The organism is Corynebacterium sp. MSK073 (assembly GCF_030232085.1).
In the GTDB taxonomy this organism is placed as follows: Bacteria; Actinomycetota; Actinomycetes; order Mycobacteriales; family Mycobacteriaceae; genus Corynebacterium.
On record NZ_JASPIY010000006.1, the window covers coordinates 103,433 to 122,583 of the forward strand.

Consider the following 19,151-nt stretch of genomic DNA (forward strand, 5'->3'; position numbering starts at 1 on the left):
ACCCCCTTGACCCGAGGAGCGTTACTCACCCCATGACTAAATTTGCACGCAACCTGACCACGACCATTATCGCGCTATTTATCATTGTGATGATGGTGCTCGTTGCCGGGGCTACCCTGCGTGATGAGGATTCCCTGGAGGGCAACCTCACCAATACCTTGCAGCATGCCCCGCGGAACCTCGAGGTAATGTCGCTCATCCCGTCTGATGTCTACGGCGCCGACTACAGCGCCATCGGCTTCATCTGCCCAGGCATGGCGGAAGATAAAGTTAAGGAAGCAGCCCCCAACCCCGATGACATCACTTTTGAGGACGGTGTCGTTCCTGAGGGCAAGAGCTACGTCATGGCGCTGGGCCACAACGTTGACCCCTATGTAGAGGAATTGGATTCCTCCGAGGTTGAGGTCTGCGAGATGATCAACACCCAGGTTAAGGCCATGGAGCAGCAGGGCCACGGCCTCGACGGCGGAGTTCCACTGGTTCAGGGCTCCCAGCCGCTGGCCTTCCAGAGTGAAGACGGCGTGTGGAAGCTGGTCGGCTAATGCGCGTCCTGGCCATTGATACGGCGACGACCGCCCTGGTTACCGGGGTAGTCGACACCGAGTCTGGGCAGATAACACAGCGCGTGCTGGCCGATACGCGCGCGCACAATGAACGGCTCATGCCCACCATCCTCGCGGTGATGAGTGAGGCCGGGGTGGAGCTCGGCGCCCTCGACGCCATCGTTGCGGGCATGGGCCCTGGCCCCTTTACCGGCTTGCGCGTTGGTATGGCTACGGCGCAGGCGCTTGCCGATGCCCTCTCCATCCCCCTCCACGGCGTCTGCACCCACGATGCCATCGCGCACGCCGCGCTAGCGGGGGCCGATGCAGCCGATGAAAGGGACGCGGCGGACGCAGCGCTGGTTGCTACCGATGCCCGCCGAAAGGAAATTTATTGGGCTACCTACCGCGCGGGACAACGCGTCGCGGGCCCGGACGTTTCGAAGCCGGGGGAGCTTGACGTGCGAGACGTCGCGCAGGTGGTCATCCCGGAAAAGCTGGCTGAGCAGTTGCCAGAGGAACTTGCTGCGCTGCCACGTAGCGAAGCCGCACTCACCGCAGAGGGCCTGGTGGCCGTCGCGCGGCTCGACGCGAATCCGGAGCCGGAGCCATTCGTGCCGCTGTACCTGCGCCGTCCCGATGCGGTTCCGCCCAAAAAGCAGCAGCTTTCCGCGGCCATTCCAGAGGTGCGCCTGTGAACCTGCGCGAGCTCACCCCCGCCGATGCCCCGCGCTGCGCTGAGCTGGAAAAGGTGCTTTTTCCTGGTGAAACCCCGTGGACAGAAGCGGTATTTGAGCAAGAAATGGCCCAGCCGTTCAACTTCTACCTCGGGGTGGAAGGCGCCCTAGATCCCGCATCGCCGGAGGACGGCGAGGAGCCGGTCTTGTTGGGCTATGCCGGCATCGGCATGATGGGACCAGCCGCGGACCCCGAGTTTGAAATCCACACCATCGGCGTCGATCCAAAGGCCCAGCGCCGCGGCATCGCGCGCATGATGATGGATAATATTTGCTATATCGCGGACTTAAAGAGCGCGCCCATCTTCTTGGAGGTGCGCGTGGGAAACGATCCCGCCATCGAGCTATACCGACGCTATGGCTTTAGCATCGAGGGGATTCGCCGCAATTATTATCAGCCTTCTGGCGCGGATGCGCACGTCATGGTGCGCCCCAGCCAGTCCCAACAGCCAAGCCAGCGCGAAGCAAAGGAGCAGTAATGAAGGTCATGGGCATCGAGTCCTCCTGCGATGAGACCGGGGTGGGCATCGTCGAGCTGGACCAGGACGGCCACATGGAGATCATCGCCAATGCCGTTGCTTCGTCGATGCAGCAGCACGCGCGCTTTGGCGGCGTCGTGCCCGAAATCGCCTCCCGCGCGCATCTGGAGGCCATGCCGCAGGTGATGCGGGCGGCGTTGGAGGAGGCGGGCATCGATAAGCCCGATGCCATTGCCGCCACCGTGGGCCCGGGTCTGGCCGGCGCCCTGCTGGTGGGCGCTTCCGCTGCCAAGGCCTATGCCGCCGCGTGGGGCGTGCCTTTTTATGGCGTCAACCACCTCGGCGGCCACGTAGCCGTGGCCAACCTCGAGGGCGAGAGCCTGCCGCACTCGGTCGCGCTGTTGGTCTCCGGCGGGCACACGCAGTTGCTCGAGGTCGAGGCCGTGGGAAAGCCCATGCGCGAGTTGGGCTCCACGCTTGACGATGCCGCCGGTGAAGCCTACGACAAAGTCTCCCGCCTCCTAGGGCTGGGGTACCCGGGTGGACCGGTCATCGATAAGCTGGCTAGCCGCGGAAAACCCACCATTGATTTCCCGCGCGGCATGTCGCGCGCCGAAGATCTGCGCGGCGAGCACCGGCATGATTTCTCGTTCTCGGGGCTAAAGACCTCCGTTGCGCGCTATGTGGAGCGCGCCGAAAAGGCCGGCGAGACCATCTCCGTGGAGGATGTATGCGCCTCGTTCCAAGAAGCTGTGGCTGATGTGCTCACCGCCAAGGCCATTCGCGCCTGCGAGGATACCGGGGCGAAGGTGCTCCTGCTCGGTGGCGGCGTCGTGGCCAATTCCCGGCTGCGGGAGCTGGCCGCCGAGCGCTGCAACGCCGCGGGTGTCGAGCTGTGCGTGCCGCGGTTTAACCTGTGCACCGATAACGGCGTGATGATTGCTGCACTTGGCGCCCAGCTCATTCATGAGGGGGCTGCGCCGTCGAACCTGGGTATCGGTACCGATACGCAATTGGATGTGGAAGAGCCACAGTTAACCTAAAGTTCTTCTTCCTCGCACTGCAGGGTGGGGGAGTCGGCGGTAACCTTTAACGCGTTCATGCCCTCTCGGCTTTAAAGGAGCTTTCTCTCATGACCGTTGGTTTCCTCGTCAACCCCGATCTCACTCGCCGAAAAATCGAGTTCGAATTAGAACACGCCAACCAGTTTTTGGGCGGCACCACCGAGGGGCGCGTCTCCGTCGTCTTTCAAGATGACGGGACGACCTACGCCGCGCTGTATAACCCAGAAGCTAAGCAGGAAGGCGCCGAGCCCAACCCGGTTGCTTCCCTGGCGCGCAATGCCGCCGACACGGGAAACTCCGCCTTTTTACAAGATCCCATCCGCGCTATCAGCGGCCCAGTTATCTTCGTGGATGCAGAGGGCGAAGAGGACTCCATCGACGAGGTCATCGCTTCCGTCGAGCACGGCATCCGTGCGGTGAAAAACTACCGCGAGGATTTCCCGGACGAGTACACGCTCTGGCGCGCTGCGGTCATCAACTCCACAAAGAGCGCATAAGCACCCTTTTTAACGCTCGGTGTGGCGCAGCCACATCAGCACGGCCTTGACGCGGCGATTGGCGTCTTCGGGACGAAACCCGAGCTTGAGAAAAACATTGGACACGTGCTTGCTCACCGCGCCCGCGGTTAATACCAGCGCGTCTTCAATTTCTTGATTGCTCAAGCCCTGCGCCATGAGCCCTAAAACCTCGCGTTCGCGGGCGGTTAATTGGCTCAGCCCCGTGCGCCGCGCGGATAGCAAGGCGGTGACCACTTCTGGGTCGACGACGGTGCCACCACCCGCCACTTCCTCAAGGGTGTGCACGAATTCGTCCACATCGGATACGCGCTCCTTGAGCAGGTAGCCGAATCCGCCGTGCTCTAAGAGCCGGTCCAAGTAGCTCGCCGCCACGTATTGGCTGAGCACCACCACCGGTTGCGACGGGTCCGCCGCACGCACATCGTGCACGGCACGCAAGCCATCATCGCTCATGGTAGGCGGCATGCGGACATCGCTAATGATCAGATCGAAGTCATCGCTGCCCGCGCAGGCGCGCAATTCCTCGGCATCGTTGACAGCGGTCACGCTATGGCCCAGTGCCGTCAAAAGCTGTTCTAGCCCGGCGCGCAAGAGGGCAGAATCCTCTGCCAATAAGAGTTTCATCGGGCCTCCTTTAGCGGTAGTGACATGGTGAAGGTTGCTCCTTGTCCCTTTGTACGGGCAGGGGAGAAGTCGACGGTGCCGCCAAGTGCCGCGGCCCGCTCGCGCAGCCCGGCCAGCCCTGTGCCCGCGGTTGCTCCGGTGCTCTTTCCGGAGTGTGTTCCGATGCTCGTGCCGGTGTTCGTGTCGGCGCTGGTCCCAGCGCCGACGCCATTATCGCGGACGCTGAGGCGGAGATCGTCGCCAAAAGAGATGGACACGCTGGCGGCGGTGGCCGCGCCGTGGGTGGATGCGTTGGTCAGCGCTTCTGCTACCGCGTGGTAGGCCAGTAGTGCTGTCGTTTCCCCAATCGAGCGTTCCGCGCCTTCAACGTGCAATTCCGCGTCGAGCCCGCTGTGGGCCAAGAGTTCATCGAGGGCGGGGATGAGGCCGTCATCGAAAAGCACCTGTGGTGCAATGCCACGCACGGTAGCGCGCAGGGCGGATAGGGCATGGGTGGCGTTATGTTCGGCATCGGCAAGCGCCTGCTGAGCCTCGGGCGGGGACTGGAGTTTTGCCGCGGCCAGGTTGAGCTTGAGCGCGGTGAGGTACTGCTGGGGGCCATCGTGGAGCTCGCGCTCGATGCGGCGGCGCTCACCCGAAAAGGCATCAATAAGCGTGGCGCGCGAGGCCGCCAACTCCTGGGCAGAGGGGCTCAGGGCGAGCCGGGTGAGGGAAATGGAGGCCTTGACCAGCAGGCGGTTGAGCACCACCAGTAGGACGAAGAGCACGGCGGCCGCGAGCCAGCACACGACAAAAATCAATGGGCGATTATCGGTGGTCCACTCGCCGACGTTGAACTCGGCCTGCGGAATAAACGGCGCGATAACCAGTACGCCCGCGACAAAACCGACAGAGACCCAGTTGGCAAAGCAGGCCACGCAAATAAGAAGCTGCAGTAAAAGGTGATAAAACTGCTGCCAATCAAACCAACGGTTGGCCCGCCGTGGGGGAATATCAACGCCCATCCACTTCGCACCAAAACGGCCGATAAACTCCGCGGCGCGGGCTACCAGCGGAATCCACGGCAGCATGAGCACCGAAATCACCAGTCCCGGAAGGGCAAGTATTCCGAGGACGAGGCTCCACCCGTTGGCCTTGACAGTTCGCATATCCGTTCAGCCTAGCCGCCGCGCCGGGGTGGTGGCAGTAGAGCTAGCCCCACCATTTTTCGGGCAGCCTTCCCCATCGCGCGTGCGGGGCACGGCCGGTGGAATGGAAGGCATGTTAAAAGCACAAAATCTGAGCAAGCGCTACGGCAGCCATACCGCACTCGCCGAGGTGGACCTAAGCATCGAGCCGGGGGAATTTGTCGCGATTATGGGGCCATCCGGCAGCGGCAAGACCACGCTGTTGAACCTGCTATCCGGGCTGGATAAGCCCAGTTCCGGCACGGTCAACGCGCCGGCCCGCACAGAGCGCGCCTTCGTATTCCAGGACTATAACCTGCTGGAATCGCTCAACGCCCGCAAAAATGCCACGTTGACCGCGCACTTTTCCGGCCGGCGCTGCACCCGGGACGCGGTGCAGAAGACCTTCGAGTCTTTGGGGCTTGACGGGCTGGAGCGCCGCCTGCCCGCGCAGCTGTCCGGCGGTCAGCAGCAGCGCGTCGCCGTTGCGCGCGCCTTGCTGGCCGGTGCGCCGTATATCTTTGCTGATGAGCCCACGGGCGCGCTTGACGATGCCACCGCCCAGCTCGTCCTCACCCACCTCCGCACCGCCGCACGGGGTGGGGCCGCGGTGGTCATGGTGACCCACTCGCACCTCGCCGCAGAGGCCGCCGACCGCATCATTGAGCTCCAGGAGGCCAACCATGCTGGTGTGGCTTAAGGACTTACAAAGCAATTGGCTCTCATGGCTTGCCGTGGCGCTAACCATGGTGGTTTCCTCGGCCGCGTGCGCGCTGGCGGTATCGATGCTGGTGGCCACCTCGGACGCGGACGAAGATCCCACTGGGCCGCTCGGCGGCACCGTGCTGGGCATGGCGGTCTGCGCCGTTGTGTTGATCACGTTGTCCCAGATGCGGCTGATCATTGAGGAGCGCGAACCCGTGTACCGTTCGTGGCGCATGATCGGCATGCCTGGGTGGATGATCAATAGCTTCATCGTGGGGCAGGTGAGTGCCGTGAGCGCTATCGCGGCGCTCATCGGGACCTTCCCGGCGCGCCTATTGGTCGACCCCATGGCCGCGGCCTTTCGCAGCGACGGGATTCCCATGCCGGAGTTGGCCATTACCCCGCTGGTCATCCGCATCGCCGTATCCGTCTGCGTGGCATCGGCGGTCTGCGGTGCCCTCATACCGCTGCGCCGGGTCTTTCGCCCGCGGGTGGAACCGCGCCCGGTGTGGGTAGTGCTGCGCTGCCTTGTTGCCGTTGGTTTGGTAGGCGGTGCCGTCTACGGCTGCCTGCAGATAGAGGATCCGGGCGATAGCCTCGCCGCCTCTATGGGGCTGGTCATCCTGGTTGCACTCATGACGCCGTGGCTGATGCCCGCCGTGGACCAATGGACGCGCTTGTGCGGCATCGCCGGGGCCAACGTGCGGGTGCGCCGCCGCTTTTCCGTGCCTCATATCGTGCCGTGGGTGCTGCTCGGCGGCCTGATCGTGGCGGTGGGCTCTGGGGTGATGATGCTCAAAGGTACGGACAGCCTCGACACCCTGTCATCGGGGCGAGTCTTCGCGGCATTCCTCGGCCCAGTCGTTGCCCCAAGCATCGTTGGTGCGGTGTTGACCTCACTCATCATGCGCTCGCGCATCGCCAGCGATGTGCGCGGCCTGCGATTGGCCGGCGCCGCGCCGGTGGCGTGGGCGCGGGTGCAGGTGGGCGAGGCCTTCTGCCTGACCATTACTGCCGCGGCCATAGTCATCACCTTGAGCGTGACGGTGGTCGCGCTGCTCAACCACCTGTTGCATCCCGATTTCTATTCCGGGATGAGCGCGCTGTGGGAGGGGCTTGCCGGAGTGTGGTGGGCGCCATTCGGTCTAATTTTTGGCGCCATGTTTCTTGCGCTGTGTGCGGTCAAGCTCATTCTCGCGGGATTCCTGCGCTCAACCGCCCAGATCCGTACAAACTGATGGATGGATCGCCGATATTCTGATGGGTAGAACGCACTCAAACTGATGGGTGAAACTCTGATATTCTGATGGGTAGAACGCACTCAAACTGATGGATGGGTTTAAAATGACTGGTCAAGAAGGCTATTTTTATCTCCCGCGAGTAGAGGATTCGCGGCTTCATGGAGTCCTGCAGCGATCCGGTGGAGTGTTGATAGAAGGCCCAAAGGGCTGTGGGAAATCCGCGACCGCTCGGCAAATTGCGGGCAGTCTTGTCCAGGTGGATACGGATTTAAACCTCGACATGCAGCTCAGCACCGTCCCGGATTTGGCGTTGGAGGGGGATACGCCGCGAGTTTTTGATGAGTGGCAAGAAAAACCGCAGTTGTGGAACTTGGTGCGGCATGAGATTGACCGTCGGCAAGCGCCTGGGCAGTTCATTCTTACTGGGTCGACTGCGCCAATGGAGGAACAATCCAGGCACTCGGGTGCGGGGCGCATAGCCAGGCTGCGGATGAAGACCTTCAGTTTTTATGAGTCGGGGCATTCTAATGGCGCAGTATCATTAGCCGAATTGGTAGCTCAGGAATCCCCGCAGTCGAATGGGGAAACGGTCGTGGATGTTGCAGGGGTCATTACGCGCATGGCGCATGGCGGCTGGCCCGCAAACCGGAATTATTCCGTTGAGGCGGCGCAGGAGAATCTGCGCAGTTATATCGATACTGTGGCCCACGTGGATATTAATGCCGCCGATGGTGTGCGAAGGGATCCGGTAAAAGTAACGACACTTATTCGTTCGCTTGCCCGTGGGGTAGCCACAGAACAGTCCATTTCTTCTATTGCTGCCGATATTGGCGCGCAAAGGGCTACGGTCAGCGAGTACCTTGCTGCGTTGCAGCGCATCTTCATCGTGGAAGAACAGCTGGCGTGGTCGTCTCATCTGCGCTCGCGGGCTAGTCTGCGAACGGCACCGAAGAGGCATCTGGCGGATCCGGCGTTGGCCGCTGCTGCCGTGGACGCGTCCCCAGACAAGTTGCTGCGCAACCTTGCCTTTGCCGGGCAGCTTTTTGAATCCCAAGTAGTCCACGACTTAGCGGTGTTAAGTGGAAAGCGTATTTTTCACGCCCGTGACGCATCTGGGCTGGAAGTAGATGCGGTATTTGAGCTGGCAGGCAGGACCGTTTTCGTAGAAATTAAATTGGGGCAAAGCCAAGAGATCATTGAGAAGGCGGCAAGCAATTTGCAGGCCTTCGCAGAGTGCTTTGAATGGGAGGTCCCGCCCGTCTTAATGATCGTGACGGGAGGAAACCTGAGCTTTCGGCATCCGAGCGGAGTACACGTGGTGTCCCTGACGCACTTGGCGCCGTAGCGCGGTCCGGCAGCGGGGATCGCGTCATTGTTGAGGGTTAGCAGTCACGAGGGTAGAGTGCTAATCAGGTTGTTTGACCCACAGTTGTTCACCCGCGACGACGGCTGTGCTGGACATCCACAACCGGCACGCGCGCGCCATTAAGGTGCGCAAACGAACAATACGGAGGAAACATCATGGCAACTATTAAGCCGCTTGAGGACCGCGTCCTCGTACAGATCGTAGAAGCAGAATCCACCACCGCATCCGGCCTGGTTATCCCGGATTCGGCAAAGGAAAAGCCGCAGGAAGCAACCGTTATTGCCGTCGGCCCGGGCCGCTGGGAAGACGACGATGACCGCATCCCCATGGACGTTAAGGAAGGCGACACCGTTGTCTTCTCCCGCTACGGCGGCACCGAGCTGAAGTACGACGGCGAAGAGTACTTGCTGCTGAGCCAGCGCGACATCCTCGCCATCATCGAGAAGTAGGAACTACTTATGGCAAAGCTTATTGCATTCGACCAAGAAGCCCGCGAGGGAATTCAGCGCGGCGTCGATACGCTGGCTGATGCCGTCAAGGTCACCCTCGGCCCGCGCGGCCGCAACGTCGTATTGTCCAAGGCCTTCGGTGGCCCGACCGTTACCAATGACGGCGTGACCATCGCCCGCGATATCGACGTCGAGGAGCCCTTCGAGAACCTCGGCGCGCAGCTGGTTAAGTCCGTTGCGGTCAAGACCAACGACATCGCCGGCGACGGCACCACCACCGCGACCTTGCTGGCCCAGGCGCTTATCTTTGAGGGCTTGCGCAACGTTGCAGCCGGCGCTAACCCAATTGAGCTCAACCGCGGCATCTCCGCAGCGGCGGAAAAGGCCGTCGAGGAGCTCAAAGCACGCGCCACTCCGGTCAACTCCGCCTCCGAAATCGCGCAGGTAGCCACCGTGTCCTCCCGCGATCCGGAGGTCGGCGAGATGGTTGCCGGCGCCATGGAAAAGGTGGGAAAGGACGGCGTCGTCACCGTCGAGGAGTCCCAGACCATGGACTCCACCGTGGATGTCACCGAAGGTATTTCCTTTGACAAGGGCTACCTTTCCCCGTACTTCGCTACGGAGGAAGAGACTAACCACGCCGTGCTTGACGATGCCGCCATTTTGCTCGTCCGCAACAAGATTTCTTCCCTGCCGGATTTCTTGCCGCTGTTGGAAAAGATTGCGGAGACCAACCGCCCGACCCTCATCATCGCGGAAGACGTTGAGGGCGAGCCGCTGCAGGCGCTCGTGGTCAACTCCATCCGCAAGGTCCTGAAGGTTGCCGCCGTGAAGGCACCGTACTTTGGCGAGCGCCGCAAGGGCTTCATGGATGACTTGGCCGTAGTTACCGGCGCCACCGTGGTGGACCCTGAGGTGGGCGTCAACCTGAACGAAGTCGGCCTCGAGGTGCTGGGTTCCGCGCGCCGCGTGACCATCACCAAGGAAGACACCGTGCTTGTCGATGGCGGCGGCAGCGCCGCAGCCCTCGATGATCGCCGTGAACAGATCCGCGGCGAAATCGCCCGCACCGACTCCACCTGGGATAAGGAAAAGCTCGAGGAGCGCTTGGCTAAGCTCTCCGGCGGCGTCGCCGTTATCCGCGTTGGTGCCGCAACCGAGACCGAGGTCAACGAGCGCAAGCTGCGCGTCGAGGACGCCATCAACGCCGCCCGCGCGGCCGTAGAAGAAGGCGTCATCGCCGGCGGCGGTTCCGTGCTGGTGCAGATCTCTAAGGAACTCGAGTCCTTTGCCCAGGACTTCGAGGGCGAGGCTAAGGTCGGCGTGCTCGCCGTCGCCCGCGCTCTGACCCGACCGGCATTCTGGATCGCAGAAAACGCAGGCCTCGATGGCTCTGTCATCGTCTCCCGCGTTTCTGAGATGGCCAACGGTGAAGGCTTTAACGCCAACTCCCTGGAGTACGGCAACCTCATTGATAACGGCATCATCGATCCCGTGAAGGTCACCCACTCCGCAGTGGTCAATGCCACCTCCGTTGCCCGCATGGTTCTTACCACCGAGGCATCCGTCGTGGAAAAGCCGCAGGAAGAAGATAACGCTGAGGCCGGCCACGGCCATCACCACCACTAATTCCTGCGCTATACCTAGCCCCATAGCCCGCCGCGCCTTCCCCGCCTTATTGGGGAGGCTGCGGCGGGCTTCTGGCTTATACGTAAAGCACGCGGGAACCACATAACCCGTGCGATGCCACGGTAGGCCTTTTTAGCCGCCAGCGGCAGCAGAAGAGAGGATAGTTCACAAAAGGCGCCAAGCTTAGGGGTCCTCCTCAGCTGGAGGTTGCCTCGTCTTTAGCGGCACGCCCCAGGACTTAGCGGGCTCGAAGGAGTCCCTCACAGGGCGTTATTTGCAGCAGGCGCTTGCTACGCAGGGATAATTCGGAACCCCGCACTCCCGCCCGCCACGAACGCGGTGTGTGGGCTCTGCGCGCTAACTTAATTTTTGGGTTAAGCGTTGACCGTCTCGCGGCGACGCTTGCGCAGCGCCACCACGCGCTCAGACTCGCTCATGCCGCCCCAGACGCCATACGGTTCGGCCGAACGCAGGGCGTGCTCGCGGCAGAGCTCGATAACCGGGCAGGAATTGCAGATGGCCTTGGCGCGATTTTCGCGCTGGGCGCGGGCTCGGCCACGCTCTCCGTCTGGATGGTAAAACACGTCCGAGTTTTCACCGCGGCACGCACCTTGCAACTGCCAATCCCATACATCTGCAGTAGGTCCGAGAAGAGACTTGGACTGAGACACGTTTCTTAAGCTCCTTATAACAGGACGAGAATTCTTACGCTGGCGGCCGGTGGAGAGTCATCCGCGAACCGCAACGATTTGTAGTGTGTCGCGTCTTGGTAAACAAAGGGTTACTAGTATTTAACTTCTAGGTATTGTATCTATTTATGGGACTCGTTAGCGCCCATTTACCTGCAATAATGGCTAAGGTTAACGAATTATGAATTTTCCTCTTTCTATTGTGCAGGGGCCATAAACCCGCCTTCAAAGCGGGTACAACCGCTGGGCACGGGTTTCTTGGTGGGGTTTTCTTTGCTGGGGCATCGCCAAGCAAGGGCAGTGCCGAGGCGGAGGTGTGCAAGGCAGTTGTCCCTTTGCACTCCCTGCCCCAGAGGAAATATGGTTGAATATCGATTTAATAGTCTGCAGAGGGTGCACTCGTGAGCGATAAGGATAAAGAGCTAGCGGATCTCGTTCCGCTGGCCGCTGGTGGAAGCCGCCGCGCACTGCAATCTATCCTGCAAATTATTCATCCGCAGGTGCTGCGCTATTGTCGTGCGCGCATCGGTGGCGGGCGCCAGCCCACCGCGGAGGACGTGACCCAAGAAATCTGCCTCGCCGTCGCCACATCTATCGAATCCTATGAAGATAAGGGCCGACCCTTCATGGCCTATGTCTACGGCATCGCTTTTAATAAGGTAACCGATGCCCACCGCGCCATGGGCCGCGATCGCTCCACGCCCGCCGAGGAGCTTCCAGAAAGCACCGCAAACGAGGCGACTCCCGAGGAATGGGCGCTAGAAAATGATGGTAGTAACAGAATGCGCGCCTTGCTCGATACCTTAAGTGACAAGGCAAAAAACATCGTTATTTTGCGCGTGTTCGTTGGGCTTTCGGCAGAAGAAACCGCCGATATCGTGGGGTCTACCCCGGGCGCGGTTCGCGTCGCACAGCACCGAGCTCTCGCACAATTGCGAAAGGCCCTTGGGCAACAATTAGCCACCGAGGGCTAAAGCCACAACCCCCGCTCTAGAGACACGCGTAAACCTTAAGAAAGGAAGGAGGGACAGAAACCATCATGGCCTCCAAGCATTCTAAAAAGAATAACGATGACCTGACGGAGCAGCTCCAGCCCTTGGTAGATGATGATGCATTCCTCACCGAGCTGTCGCAGGGCAAGGATCCCTCCAATGGCAGCGATGAGCTCGCTGGGCTGCTGTTGGGGCTGAAGGGGGACATCGATAAGCAGATGCCGCCAGCCCCGCGCGTGGATGGGGTAGAGGAAGAACCGGCCGTCATCAGCCTCGATAAGGCGCGGTCTCGCCGGCGCAATCGCCCCGTGATGCATGGACTTATCGGCGCGGCCGCCGCCACAGTCATCCTCGCCGGTGCGGGCGGGGTCATGGTTAATTCTGGCGTATTTGATAGGCCGGATGAGACCCGCAACGTGGAGTTGGCCGGCACCTTAGATGAGATGGAATCCCGCGCGGCAGAGGGAGATATCGAAGGTGCGCGCGAGCTTATGAAGGAAGCCCGCACCAAGCTCGAAGAGGCTGAAGGCAAAGAAGAAAATGCCATCGCCGCCAAGGAAGAAGCCGAAAAGAAGCGTCCTGCCCGCCCGAAGACGAAAACCGTGACGGAAACCGCCACCGAGACCGCGCCGGGCCAAAAGTCGCAGGAGAATCCTGAGCCAGCGCCGAAGACCGTAACGGAAACGCAGTACGAGACCTCAACCGTGGTGGTAACGGAGCAGGCGCCAGCGAATCCGCAGCCGGAGACGCGCGAGCCCGAAGAAGCACCCACCACAACTATTCAGTTGGGGGCGGGCGCCGAGTAGCGAGGGCAGTGCTACAACCCTAGCGGCCCTCGAGGCCGTCCAAGTAGCCTAGCGCGTAGTCCCACGGCACGTAGCGGCGCGGGTCGGGTTCTGCTCCAGGCTCGTGCACTGGGGCGAGCTCGCCCGCCAGCGTTGCGCGCATATTGGCGGCCATAATATCCCACTCGTAGAAGTGGTTTTCCTGGCAGTCTTCACACAGGAAGAAGATGCCATCGATCCCGCGCGGGCCGAGCACACTTGCGAATTTCTCTACCAGGGCGAGATCGTGGATGAGGGCGAGGCGGTCTTCATCGGAAAGCGGCATGACCTGCTCGTCCTCCTCCAGGAAGGAGGCGGGGTCATTCGGATCGTCTGCAAAAGGATCGCGGGGCATATTGGCGAAGAAGTTCACGCCTGCGAGCCTATTGAACTTGCCCGCTTAAGGCAATTAACCCCTAGCCTGAATGGTGTCATTGGCCGGGCACACACTACAGTTGGGGTAGCCGCTGAACCTGTTTAAGGAGATACCTCGATGAGCGATTACCCTATTCACACTGGTGGAGATGACCCGAACAAGGTAGCCCTGCGCGGCTTGACCTTCGACGACGTGCTTCTTTTGCCCGCCGAGTCCAATATCGTGCCCTCTGAGGTCGATACCGGCGCGCAATTTACCCGAAATATTCGCCTGGGCGTGCCGCTGGCATCCGCAGCGATGGATACCGTAACCGAGGCCCGCATGGCCATCGCCATGGCGCGCCAGGGCGGCATCGGCGTGCTGCACCGCAACCTGTCTGCGGAAGCGCAGGCTGAGCAGGTAGAAATCGTCAAGCGCTCTGAGTCCGGCATGGTTACGGACCCGGTCACCGCCCGCCCCGAGATGACCATTGGCGAGGTCGATGCCCTGTGCGCCCGCTTCCGCATTTCCGGCCTGCCGGTCGTGGATAAGGACGGCACCCTGCTGGGCATTTGCACCAACCGCGATATGCGTTTCGAGCCGGACTTTGATCGCAAGGTCAGCGATGTCATGACCGCGATGCCGCTCGTCGTCGCGCGCGAGGGCGTGTCCAAGGACGAGGCCCTAGAGCTGCTGTCGGCCAATAAGGTAGAAAAGCTACCTATTGTTGATGCCAATAACAAGCTCATTGGCCTTATCACCGTCAAGGACTTCGTCAAATCCGAGCAGTACCCCAACGCCTCCAAGGATGCTTCCGGTCGTCTGTTGGTTGCCGCGGGCATTGGTACCGGCGAGGAGTCCTATCAGCGCGCCGCCGCGCTTGTCGATGCCGGCGTTGACGCCCTCGTCGTCGACTCCGCCCACGCCCACAATAACCGCGTGCTCGAGATGGTCTCCCGCGTGAAGAAGGACTTTGGCGACAAGGTCGATGTCATCGGCGGCAACCTTGCCACCCGCGAGGCAGCCCAGGCGATGATCGACGCCGGCGCGGACGCCATCAAGGTCGGCATCGGCCCGGGATCCATCTGCACCACACGCGTCGTGGCCGGCGTTGGTGCGCCGCAGATCACCGCGCTGATGGAAGCCGCAGCCGTCGCCGCCCCCGCGGGCGTGCCGGTCATCGGCGATGGCGGCATGCAGTACTCCGGTGACATCGCCAAGGCGCTGGCCGCCGGTGCCGATACCGTCATGCTGGGCTCCATGTTCGCCGGCACCACCGAGGCGCCCGGTGACATCGTGGTCTACCAGGGCAAGCAGTACAAGCGCTACCGCGGCATGGGCTCCATGGGCGCCATGCAGGGCCGCGGGCTTTCCGGCGAAAAGCGTTCCTACTCCAAGGACCGCTACTTCCAGGCCGACGTGCGCAGCGAGGACAAGCTGGTGCCAGAAGGCGTGGAGGGTCGCGTGCCCTTCCGCGGCGAGATCGATGCCATCGTGCACCAAATCATCGGCGGCCTGCGCGCGGCCATGGGCTATACCGGATCGGCCACCCTAGATGAGCTCAAGACCAAGCGATTTGTCCAGATCACCGCCGCGGGCCTGAAGGAATCCCACCCGCACCACCTGCAGCAAATCGCCGAAGCCCCGAACTACCGCTAGGACAAACATGCGTGAATACGCCGAAATCGGCATCGGCCGCGAGGCCCGCCGCACCTTTGATTTAGACCAGGTCTCCATCGTTCCCCAGCGCCGCACGCGCTCGTCCAAGGACGTGGATACCACGTGGAATATCGATGCCTATACCTTCGATACCCCCTTCGTTTCGCACCCCACCGATGCGCTCGCCACGCCCGAGTTCGTCATCGAGATGGGCCAGCAGGGCGGGCTCGGCGTCATCAACGCCGAAGGGTTGTGGGGCCGCCACGAGGACCTTGAGGGTGCCTTGGCACGCATCTATTCCCAGCCGGGCGATAACTCCACCATCCAGGAATTGCACGCCGCCCCGCTTGACGATGCCCTCCTTGCCTCCCGCATTGCCCAAGTGCGCGAGTCCGGTGTGACCGTCGCCGTGCGCGTCTCGCCCCAAAATGCCCGCGAGATGGCGCCGAAGGCCATTGCGGCTGGGGCCGAGTTACTGTTCATCCAGGGCACGCTGCTGTCCGCGGAGCACGTCGCCACGGGCGGCGAGCCGCTGAACCTGAAGGAATTTATCGGCTCGCTCGAAGTGCCCGTCATCGCCGGTGGCGTGGCGGACTACACCACGGCGCTGCACCTAATGCGCACAGGGGCGGCCGGCGTCATCGTGGGCGCGGGCGTGACGACCAACGCGGAAACCGTCGGCATCGATACCGCCATGGCCACCGCCATTGCCGATGCCGCCGCGGCCCGCCGTGACTACCTCGACGAGACCGAAGGTCGCTACGTGCACATCATTGCGGATGCGGAATTCGATAACTCCGGGACCATCGCCAAGGCCTTTGCCTGCGGTGCCGATAGCGTCGCGCTCGGCCCCCTTCTCGCCCAGGCCCGAGAGGCAGGCGGTAGGGGATGGTACTGGCCGGCTACCGCAGGCCACCCGCGGTTCCCGCGCGGATATGCGCAGTTCGCCGGCGTCGATACCGACCTCGATGTGGATTTTCTTACCGCAGGCGATGCCGCACCCGCGGCTGCGCCGAGCCTGGAAACCGTGCTGCATGGCCCATCCAGCGAGCCATTCGGCCGCACCAACCTTGTGGGTGCGCTGCGGCGTGCCCTCGCAAAGTGTGGGTACACCGACCTGAAGTCGTTCCAGAAGGTCGAGCTCGCGGTGCGCTATTAAGTAGCACGCGGCGCGCCTCGCATCGTGCGGGACCCGCGCCGCACCGCTGCGCCCCTCGCAGCTGCACTCCCGCCCCCCTTGCATGGCGAGTTGCCTGTGCGGCCCGCGCCCCACGGCGCGAAAGCCGCCGCAATGCCCCACATAGGTAAGCGCTTCCTGGGCCGCGGGGCCTATGGGTTAGACTATGGGGCGTGACTAAGCCAAATACTACCCCGCGCCCAGTCCTCGTCGTGGACTTTGGCGCTCAGTACGCGCAGCTCATTGCCCGCCGCGTGCGCGAGGCCAAAATCTACTCCGAGGTTGTTTCCAACTCCGCCTCCATCGAGGAAATCAAAGCCAAGGACCCCGCCGCGCTCATTTTGTCCGGCGGCCCGTCGTCCGTCTATGCCGACGGCGCCCCGGCGCTCAAGCCTGAGCTGCTAGAGCTTGGCGTTCCGGTCTTCGGCATTTGCTACGGATTCCAGGCCATGAACCACATTCTCGGCGGTACCGTATCGTCTACCGGTGAGCGTGAATACGGCCGCACCGATATCGACGTCAAGGGCGGCATCTTGCACGAGGGCCTCGAGCCCACGCACAAGGTGTGGATGTCCCACGGCGACGCCGTCGCCGCCGCCCCCGAGGGCTTCGACGTAACCGCTACCTCCGCCGGCGCCCCCGTCGCCGCGATGGAGTGCCCGGCCAAGCAGATGGCCGGCGTGCAGTACCACCCAGAGGTGTTGCACTCGCCGCACGGCCAAGAAGTGCTTACCCGCTTCCTCACGGAGATTGCCGGTCTGGAGCAAAACTGGACCGCCGATAATATCGCCGAGCAGCTCATCGCGGATATTCGCGCCCAAGTAGGCGAGGAGGGCCGCGCTATTTGCGGCCTGTCCGGCGGCGTGGATTCTGCCGTGGCCGCGGCCTTGGTGCAGCGCGCCATCGGCGATCGCCTGACCTGCGTCTTCGTCGACCACGGCCTGCTGCGCGCGGGCGAGCGCGAGCAGGTCGAAACTGACTTCGTGGCCTCGACCGGCGCCAAGCTGGTCACTGCCGACGAGCGTTCGGCCTTCCTCAAGAAGCTGGCGGGTGTTAGCGACCCCGAGGAAAAGCGCAAGGCTATCGGTGCGGAGTTCATTCGCTCCTTCGAGCGCGCCGTGGCCGGCGTGCTTGCCGATGCCCCCGCCGGCTCCACCGTCGACTACCTCGTCCAAGGCACCTTGTACCCGGACGTCGTCGAATCCGGCGGCGGCGACGGTACCGCCAATATTAAGTCGCACCATAACGTCGGCGGCCTCCCAGATGACGTCGAGTTCGAGCTCGTCGAGCCGCTGCGTCTACTCTTTAAGGACGAGGTGCGCGCGGTGGGCCGCGAGTTGGGCCTGCCGGAAGAGATCGTCGGCCGCCAGCCCTTCCCAGGCCCCGGCCTGGGCATCCGCATCATTGGTGAGGTTACCGAGGATCGCCTCGAGACCTTGCGCCAGGCGGATCTGATTGCCCGCACCGAGCTGACCAACGCCGGCTTGGACGAGGAGATTTGGCAGTGCCCGGTCGTGCTGCTTGCCGATGTCCGCTCCGTCGGCGTCCAAGGCGATGGCCGCACCTACGGCCACCCCATCGTGCTGCGCCCGGTATCTTCCGAGGATGCCATGACCGCGGACTGGACCCGCTTGCCGTATGACGTGCTAGAGAAGATCTCCACCCGCATCACCAACGAGGTTAAGGACGTCAACCGCGTGGTCTTGGATTGCACCTCCAAGCCACCGGGAACCATCGAGTGGGAGTAAAAACCACAAAACGGCATGCGTAGAAGGCGCTCAGTGCTTGAGCGCCTTTTCGCATGCCTGCGGCTAGTTACGGGGTGTCACCGGTGGCCGCCAGACGATGCGACCGCCCACTCTTTCTAGCCGCCCGCGCCGGGGCGGGGCATTGGGATCGTCGTCGTTGATGCCGTTGTGGTAAGCACAGCACACGACGAGGTTGTTCATATTGGTCTCCCCACCGCGGCTCCAGGCCGTGAGGTGGTGGACCTGGGATAAATCGGCCGGCTGATTGCATCCGGGCCAGGCGCAGCGCGGATTTTCCGCGGCCGCCATCATCCTCTGCTTATCGGTGGCCACGCGCGCCGTGCGGTAGAGGTTGACCGGCCCCTCCACCGGATGTACGAGGGTGACATAGCCCGTTTCACCGTCACCGCTGCCGCTGAGGCCGGGGGCGGAATAGCCGGCATCGTTAAGCACGCGGCGCAGGTACTCGGTTCCGGACATGGTCGCGCCATTGGTGAGATCGAGCTGCACGTCGTCGCCGTGGCCATCGCGAATGCGAATGAATTTCTCCAGCGGCACGACGGCGTTGGTGACCACCGTGGAACGCGCGGCGCTGCCTGTACCGAAGAAGATATCTTCCACCGCCTGCAGCGGCTTTTTATCGGCGGCCGTAATCGCGCCCTGCAGATCCGCAATGAAGCGGGAGGTACCCGTAATGGCGAGCGTCCAGTAGTCATTGGGGCGCCGATAGGTGCGCACGCCGGGGCTGACCGTGGACTTTTTCATCTCGCGCACCCGGCGCCGGGCGTGTTTGATAATGGCGCTCATCTCCGCGGACATCGCACAGCATTCCGCGCGCAGCTCCCACGCCTGCTTCTTGCTGGGCGCGCGATTAACCACGCGCTCGATGCCGGCGAGGAGGGCAATGGGGTGGGCGTTGGTGCGGGCATCGGCAATGGCGCGGCGCTGCATCCGGCTAAAGGCGGTGCGGCCGTAGTAGCTTTCGCACAAAAGGAGCAGGTCGGCGGCGATGGTATCGGGCGCGCCGCGCTCCATGAGCTCAGACCCAGATAGACCGCGGCACGCGGCGATGATATCCATGCCGGGCGCGAGGGCGGTGAGGTAGGTCTCGAGTGCGTTCATGCCGCCTACGCTAGGGCGGTAGCAGCCCGCGCTCAATTGCTAGGGCAACCGCAAGGGCACAAACT

The 19,151-nt window shown here is 62.5% G+C and carries 20 protein-coding genes; 15 read left to right on the forward strand and 5 right to left on the reverse strand.

Annotation, left to right across the window (positions count from 1 at the left end):
• The first annotated feature begins 32 nt into the window (after positions 1-32).
• The 5 genes from QP970_RS05635 (at position 33) to QP970_RS05655 (ending at position 3,319) form a co-directional block, all read left to right on the forward strand.
• Complete coding sequence (locus QP970_RS05635) at positions 33-542, forward strand: hypothetical protein (protein ID WP_023025258.1); 510 nt, start codon at positions 33-35, stop codon at positions 540-542.
• Positions 542-1,240, forward strand: a complete 699-nt coding sequence (gene tsaB, locus QP970_RS05640) for a tRNA (adenosine(37)-N6)-threonylcarbamoyltransferase complex dimerization subunit type 1 TsaB (protein ID WP_284869773.1) — start codon at positions 542-544, stop codon at positions 1,238-1,240. The genes QP970_RS05635 and tsaB overlap by 1 nt, the downstream gene beginning before the upstream one ends.
• A complete protein-coding gene (gene rimI / locus QP970_RS05645; protein ID WP_284869774.1) occupies positions 1,237-1,758 on the forward strand; it encodes a ribosomal protein S18-alanine N-acetyltransferase in 522 nt (173 codons plus the stop codon). The genes tsaB and rimI overlap by 4 nt, the downstream gene beginning before the upstream one ends.
• Positions 1,758-2,801 carry a tRNA (adenosine(37)-N6)-threonylcarbamoyltransferase complex transferase subunit TsaD gene (gene tsaD / locus QP970_RS05650; RefSeq protein ID WP_284869775.1) on the forward strand — a complete coding sequence of 348 codons (1,044 nt, stop codon included), beginning with the start codon at positions 1,758-1,760 and terminating at the stop codon, positions 2,799-2,801. The genes rimI and tsaD overlap by 1 nt, the downstream gene beginning before the upstream one ends.
• A gap of 89 nt (positions 2,802-2,890) precedes the next feature.
• Entirely contained in the window at positions 2,891-3,319 is a 429-nt protein-coding gene (locus QP970_RS05655) for a hypothetical protein (protein WP_284869776.1), read from the forward strand.
• Between the two features lie 9 nt (positions 3,320-3,328).
• Here QP970_RS05655 and QP970_RS05660 read toward each other — a convergent pair whose 3' ends face one another.
• A complete protein-coding gene (locus QP970_RS05660) occupies positions 3,329-3,964 on the reverse strand; it encodes a response regulator (RefSeq protein WP_284852068.1) in 636 nt (211 codons plus the stop codon).
• Positions 3,961-5,112 carry a sensor histidine kinase gene (locus tag QP970_RS05665; RefSeq protein WP_284869777.1) on the reverse strand — a complete coding sequence of 384 codons (1,152 nt, stop codon included), beginning with the start codon at positions 5,110-5,112 and terminating at the stop codon, positions 3,961-3,963. Before QP970_RS05665 ends, QP970_RS05660 begins: the two co-directional genes overlap by 4 nt.
• 112 nt (positions 5,113-5,224) lie before the next feature.
• Here QP970_RS05665 and QP970_RS05670 point away from each other — a divergent pair, with 112 nt between their 5' ends.
• From QP970_RS05670 to groL, 5 genes are all read left to right on the forward strand, one after another.
• On the forward strand, positions 5,225-5,830 hold the full coding sequence (locus QP970_RS05670; RefSeq protein ID WP_239269047.1) for an ABC transporter ATP-binding protein: 606 nt from the start codon (positions 5,225-5,227) through the stop codon (positions 5,828-5,830).
• Positions 5,814-7,073: an FtsX-like permease family protein gene (locus QP970_RS05675; protein ID WP_239269045.1), complete on the forward strand. Its 1,260-nt coding sequence runs from the start codon at positions 5,814-5,816 to the stop codon at positions 7,071-7,073. The genes QP970_RS05670 and QP970_RS05675 overlap by 17 nt, the downstream gene beginning before the upstream one ends.
• Before the next feature lie 106 nt (positions 7,074-7,179).
• Positions 7,180-8,421 (forward strand): ATP-binding protein, encoded by a 1,242-nt coding sequence (locus tag QP970_RS05680; protein ID WP_284869778.1) that lies wholly within the window; start codon positions 7,180-7,182, stop codon positions 8,419-8,421.
• Positions 8,422-8,597: 176 nt separating this feature from the next.
• Positions 8,598-8,891, forward strand: a complete 294-nt coding sequence (gene groES / locus QP970_RS05685; RefSeq protein WP_005277188.1) for a co-chaperone GroES — start codon at positions 8,598-8,600, stop codon at positions 8,889-8,891.
• A 9-nt stretch (positions 8,892-8,900) separates the two neighbouring features.
• A complete protein-coding gene (gene groL, locus QP970_RS05690; RefSeq protein WP_239269041.1) occupies positions 8,901-10,520 on the forward strand; it encodes a chaperonin GroEL in 1,620 nt (539 codons plus the stop codon).
• Between the two features lie 374 nt (positions 10,521-10,894).
• Here the strand turns inward: groL and QP970_RS05695 are convergent, their stop codons facing one another.
• Entirely contained in the window at positions 10,895-11,191 is a 297-nt protein-coding gene (locus QP970_RS05695; RefSeq protein ID WP_239269039.1) for a WhiB family transcriptional regulator, read from the reverse strand.
• A gap of 419 nt (positions 11,192-11,610) precedes the next feature.
• On the opposite strand from QP970_RS05695, the gene QP970_RS05700 reads away from it, so the two are divergent.
• Both QP970_RS05700 and QP970_RS05705 read left to right on the forward strand, forming a co-directional pair.
• Positions 11,611-12,183: a sigma-70 family RNA polymerase sigma factor gene (locus tag QP970_RS05700; protein WP_239269037.1), complete on the forward strand. Its 573-nt coding sequence runs from the start codon at positions 11,611-11,613 to the stop codon at positions 12,181-12,183.
• 65 nt (positions 12,184-12,248) lie between these two features.
• Entirely contained in the window at positions 12,249-13,007 is a 759-nt protein-coding gene (locus QP970_RS05705) for a hypothetical protein (protein ID WP_239269035.1), read from the forward strand.
• Positions 13,008-13,026: 19 nt separating this feature from the next.
• Here the strand turns inward: QP970_RS05705 and QP970_RS05710 are convergent, their stop codons facing one another.
• A complete protein-coding gene (locus tag QP970_RS05710) occupies positions 13,027-13,398 on the reverse strand; it encodes a DUF5319 domain-containing protein (RefSeq protein WP_239269033.1) in 372 nt (123 codons plus the stop codon).
• A gap of 120 nt (positions 13,399-13,518) precedes the next feature.
• On the opposite strand from QP970_RS05710, the gene guaB reads away from it, so the two are divergent.
• From guaB to guaA, 3 genes are all read left to right on the forward strand, one after another.
• A complete protein-coding gene (guaB, locus tag QP970_RS05715) occupies positions 13,519-15,039 on the forward strand; it encodes an IMP dehydrogenase (RefSeq protein WP_023016786.1) in 1,521 nt (506 codons plus the stop codon).
• 7 nt (positions 15,040-15,046) lie between these two features.
• Complete coding sequence (locus QP970_RS05720; protein ID WP_239269031.1) at positions 15,047-16,198, forward strand: GuaB3 family IMP dehydrogenase-related protein; 1,152 nt, start codon at positions 15,047-15,049, stop codon at positions 16,196-16,198.
• A 191-nt stretch (positions 16,199-16,389) separates the two neighbouring features.
• Complete coding sequence (gene guaA / locus QP970_RS05725; RefSeq protein WP_239275576.1) at positions 16,390-17,964, forward strand: glutamine-hydrolyzing GMP synthase; 1,575 nt, start codon at positions 16,390-16,392, stop codon at positions 17,962-17,964.
• A gap of 63 nt (positions 17,965-18,027) precedes the next feature.
• On the opposite strand, the gene QP970_RS05730 is transcribed toward guaA, so the two are convergent.
• Positions 18,028-19,086, reverse strand: coding sequence for an HNH endonuclease signature motif containing protein (locus tag QP970_RS05730; RefSeq protein WP_239269027.1), 1,059 nt, complete (start codon positions 19,084-19,086; stop codon positions 18,028-18,030).
• Positions 19,087-19,151 lie beyond the last annotated feature (65 nt).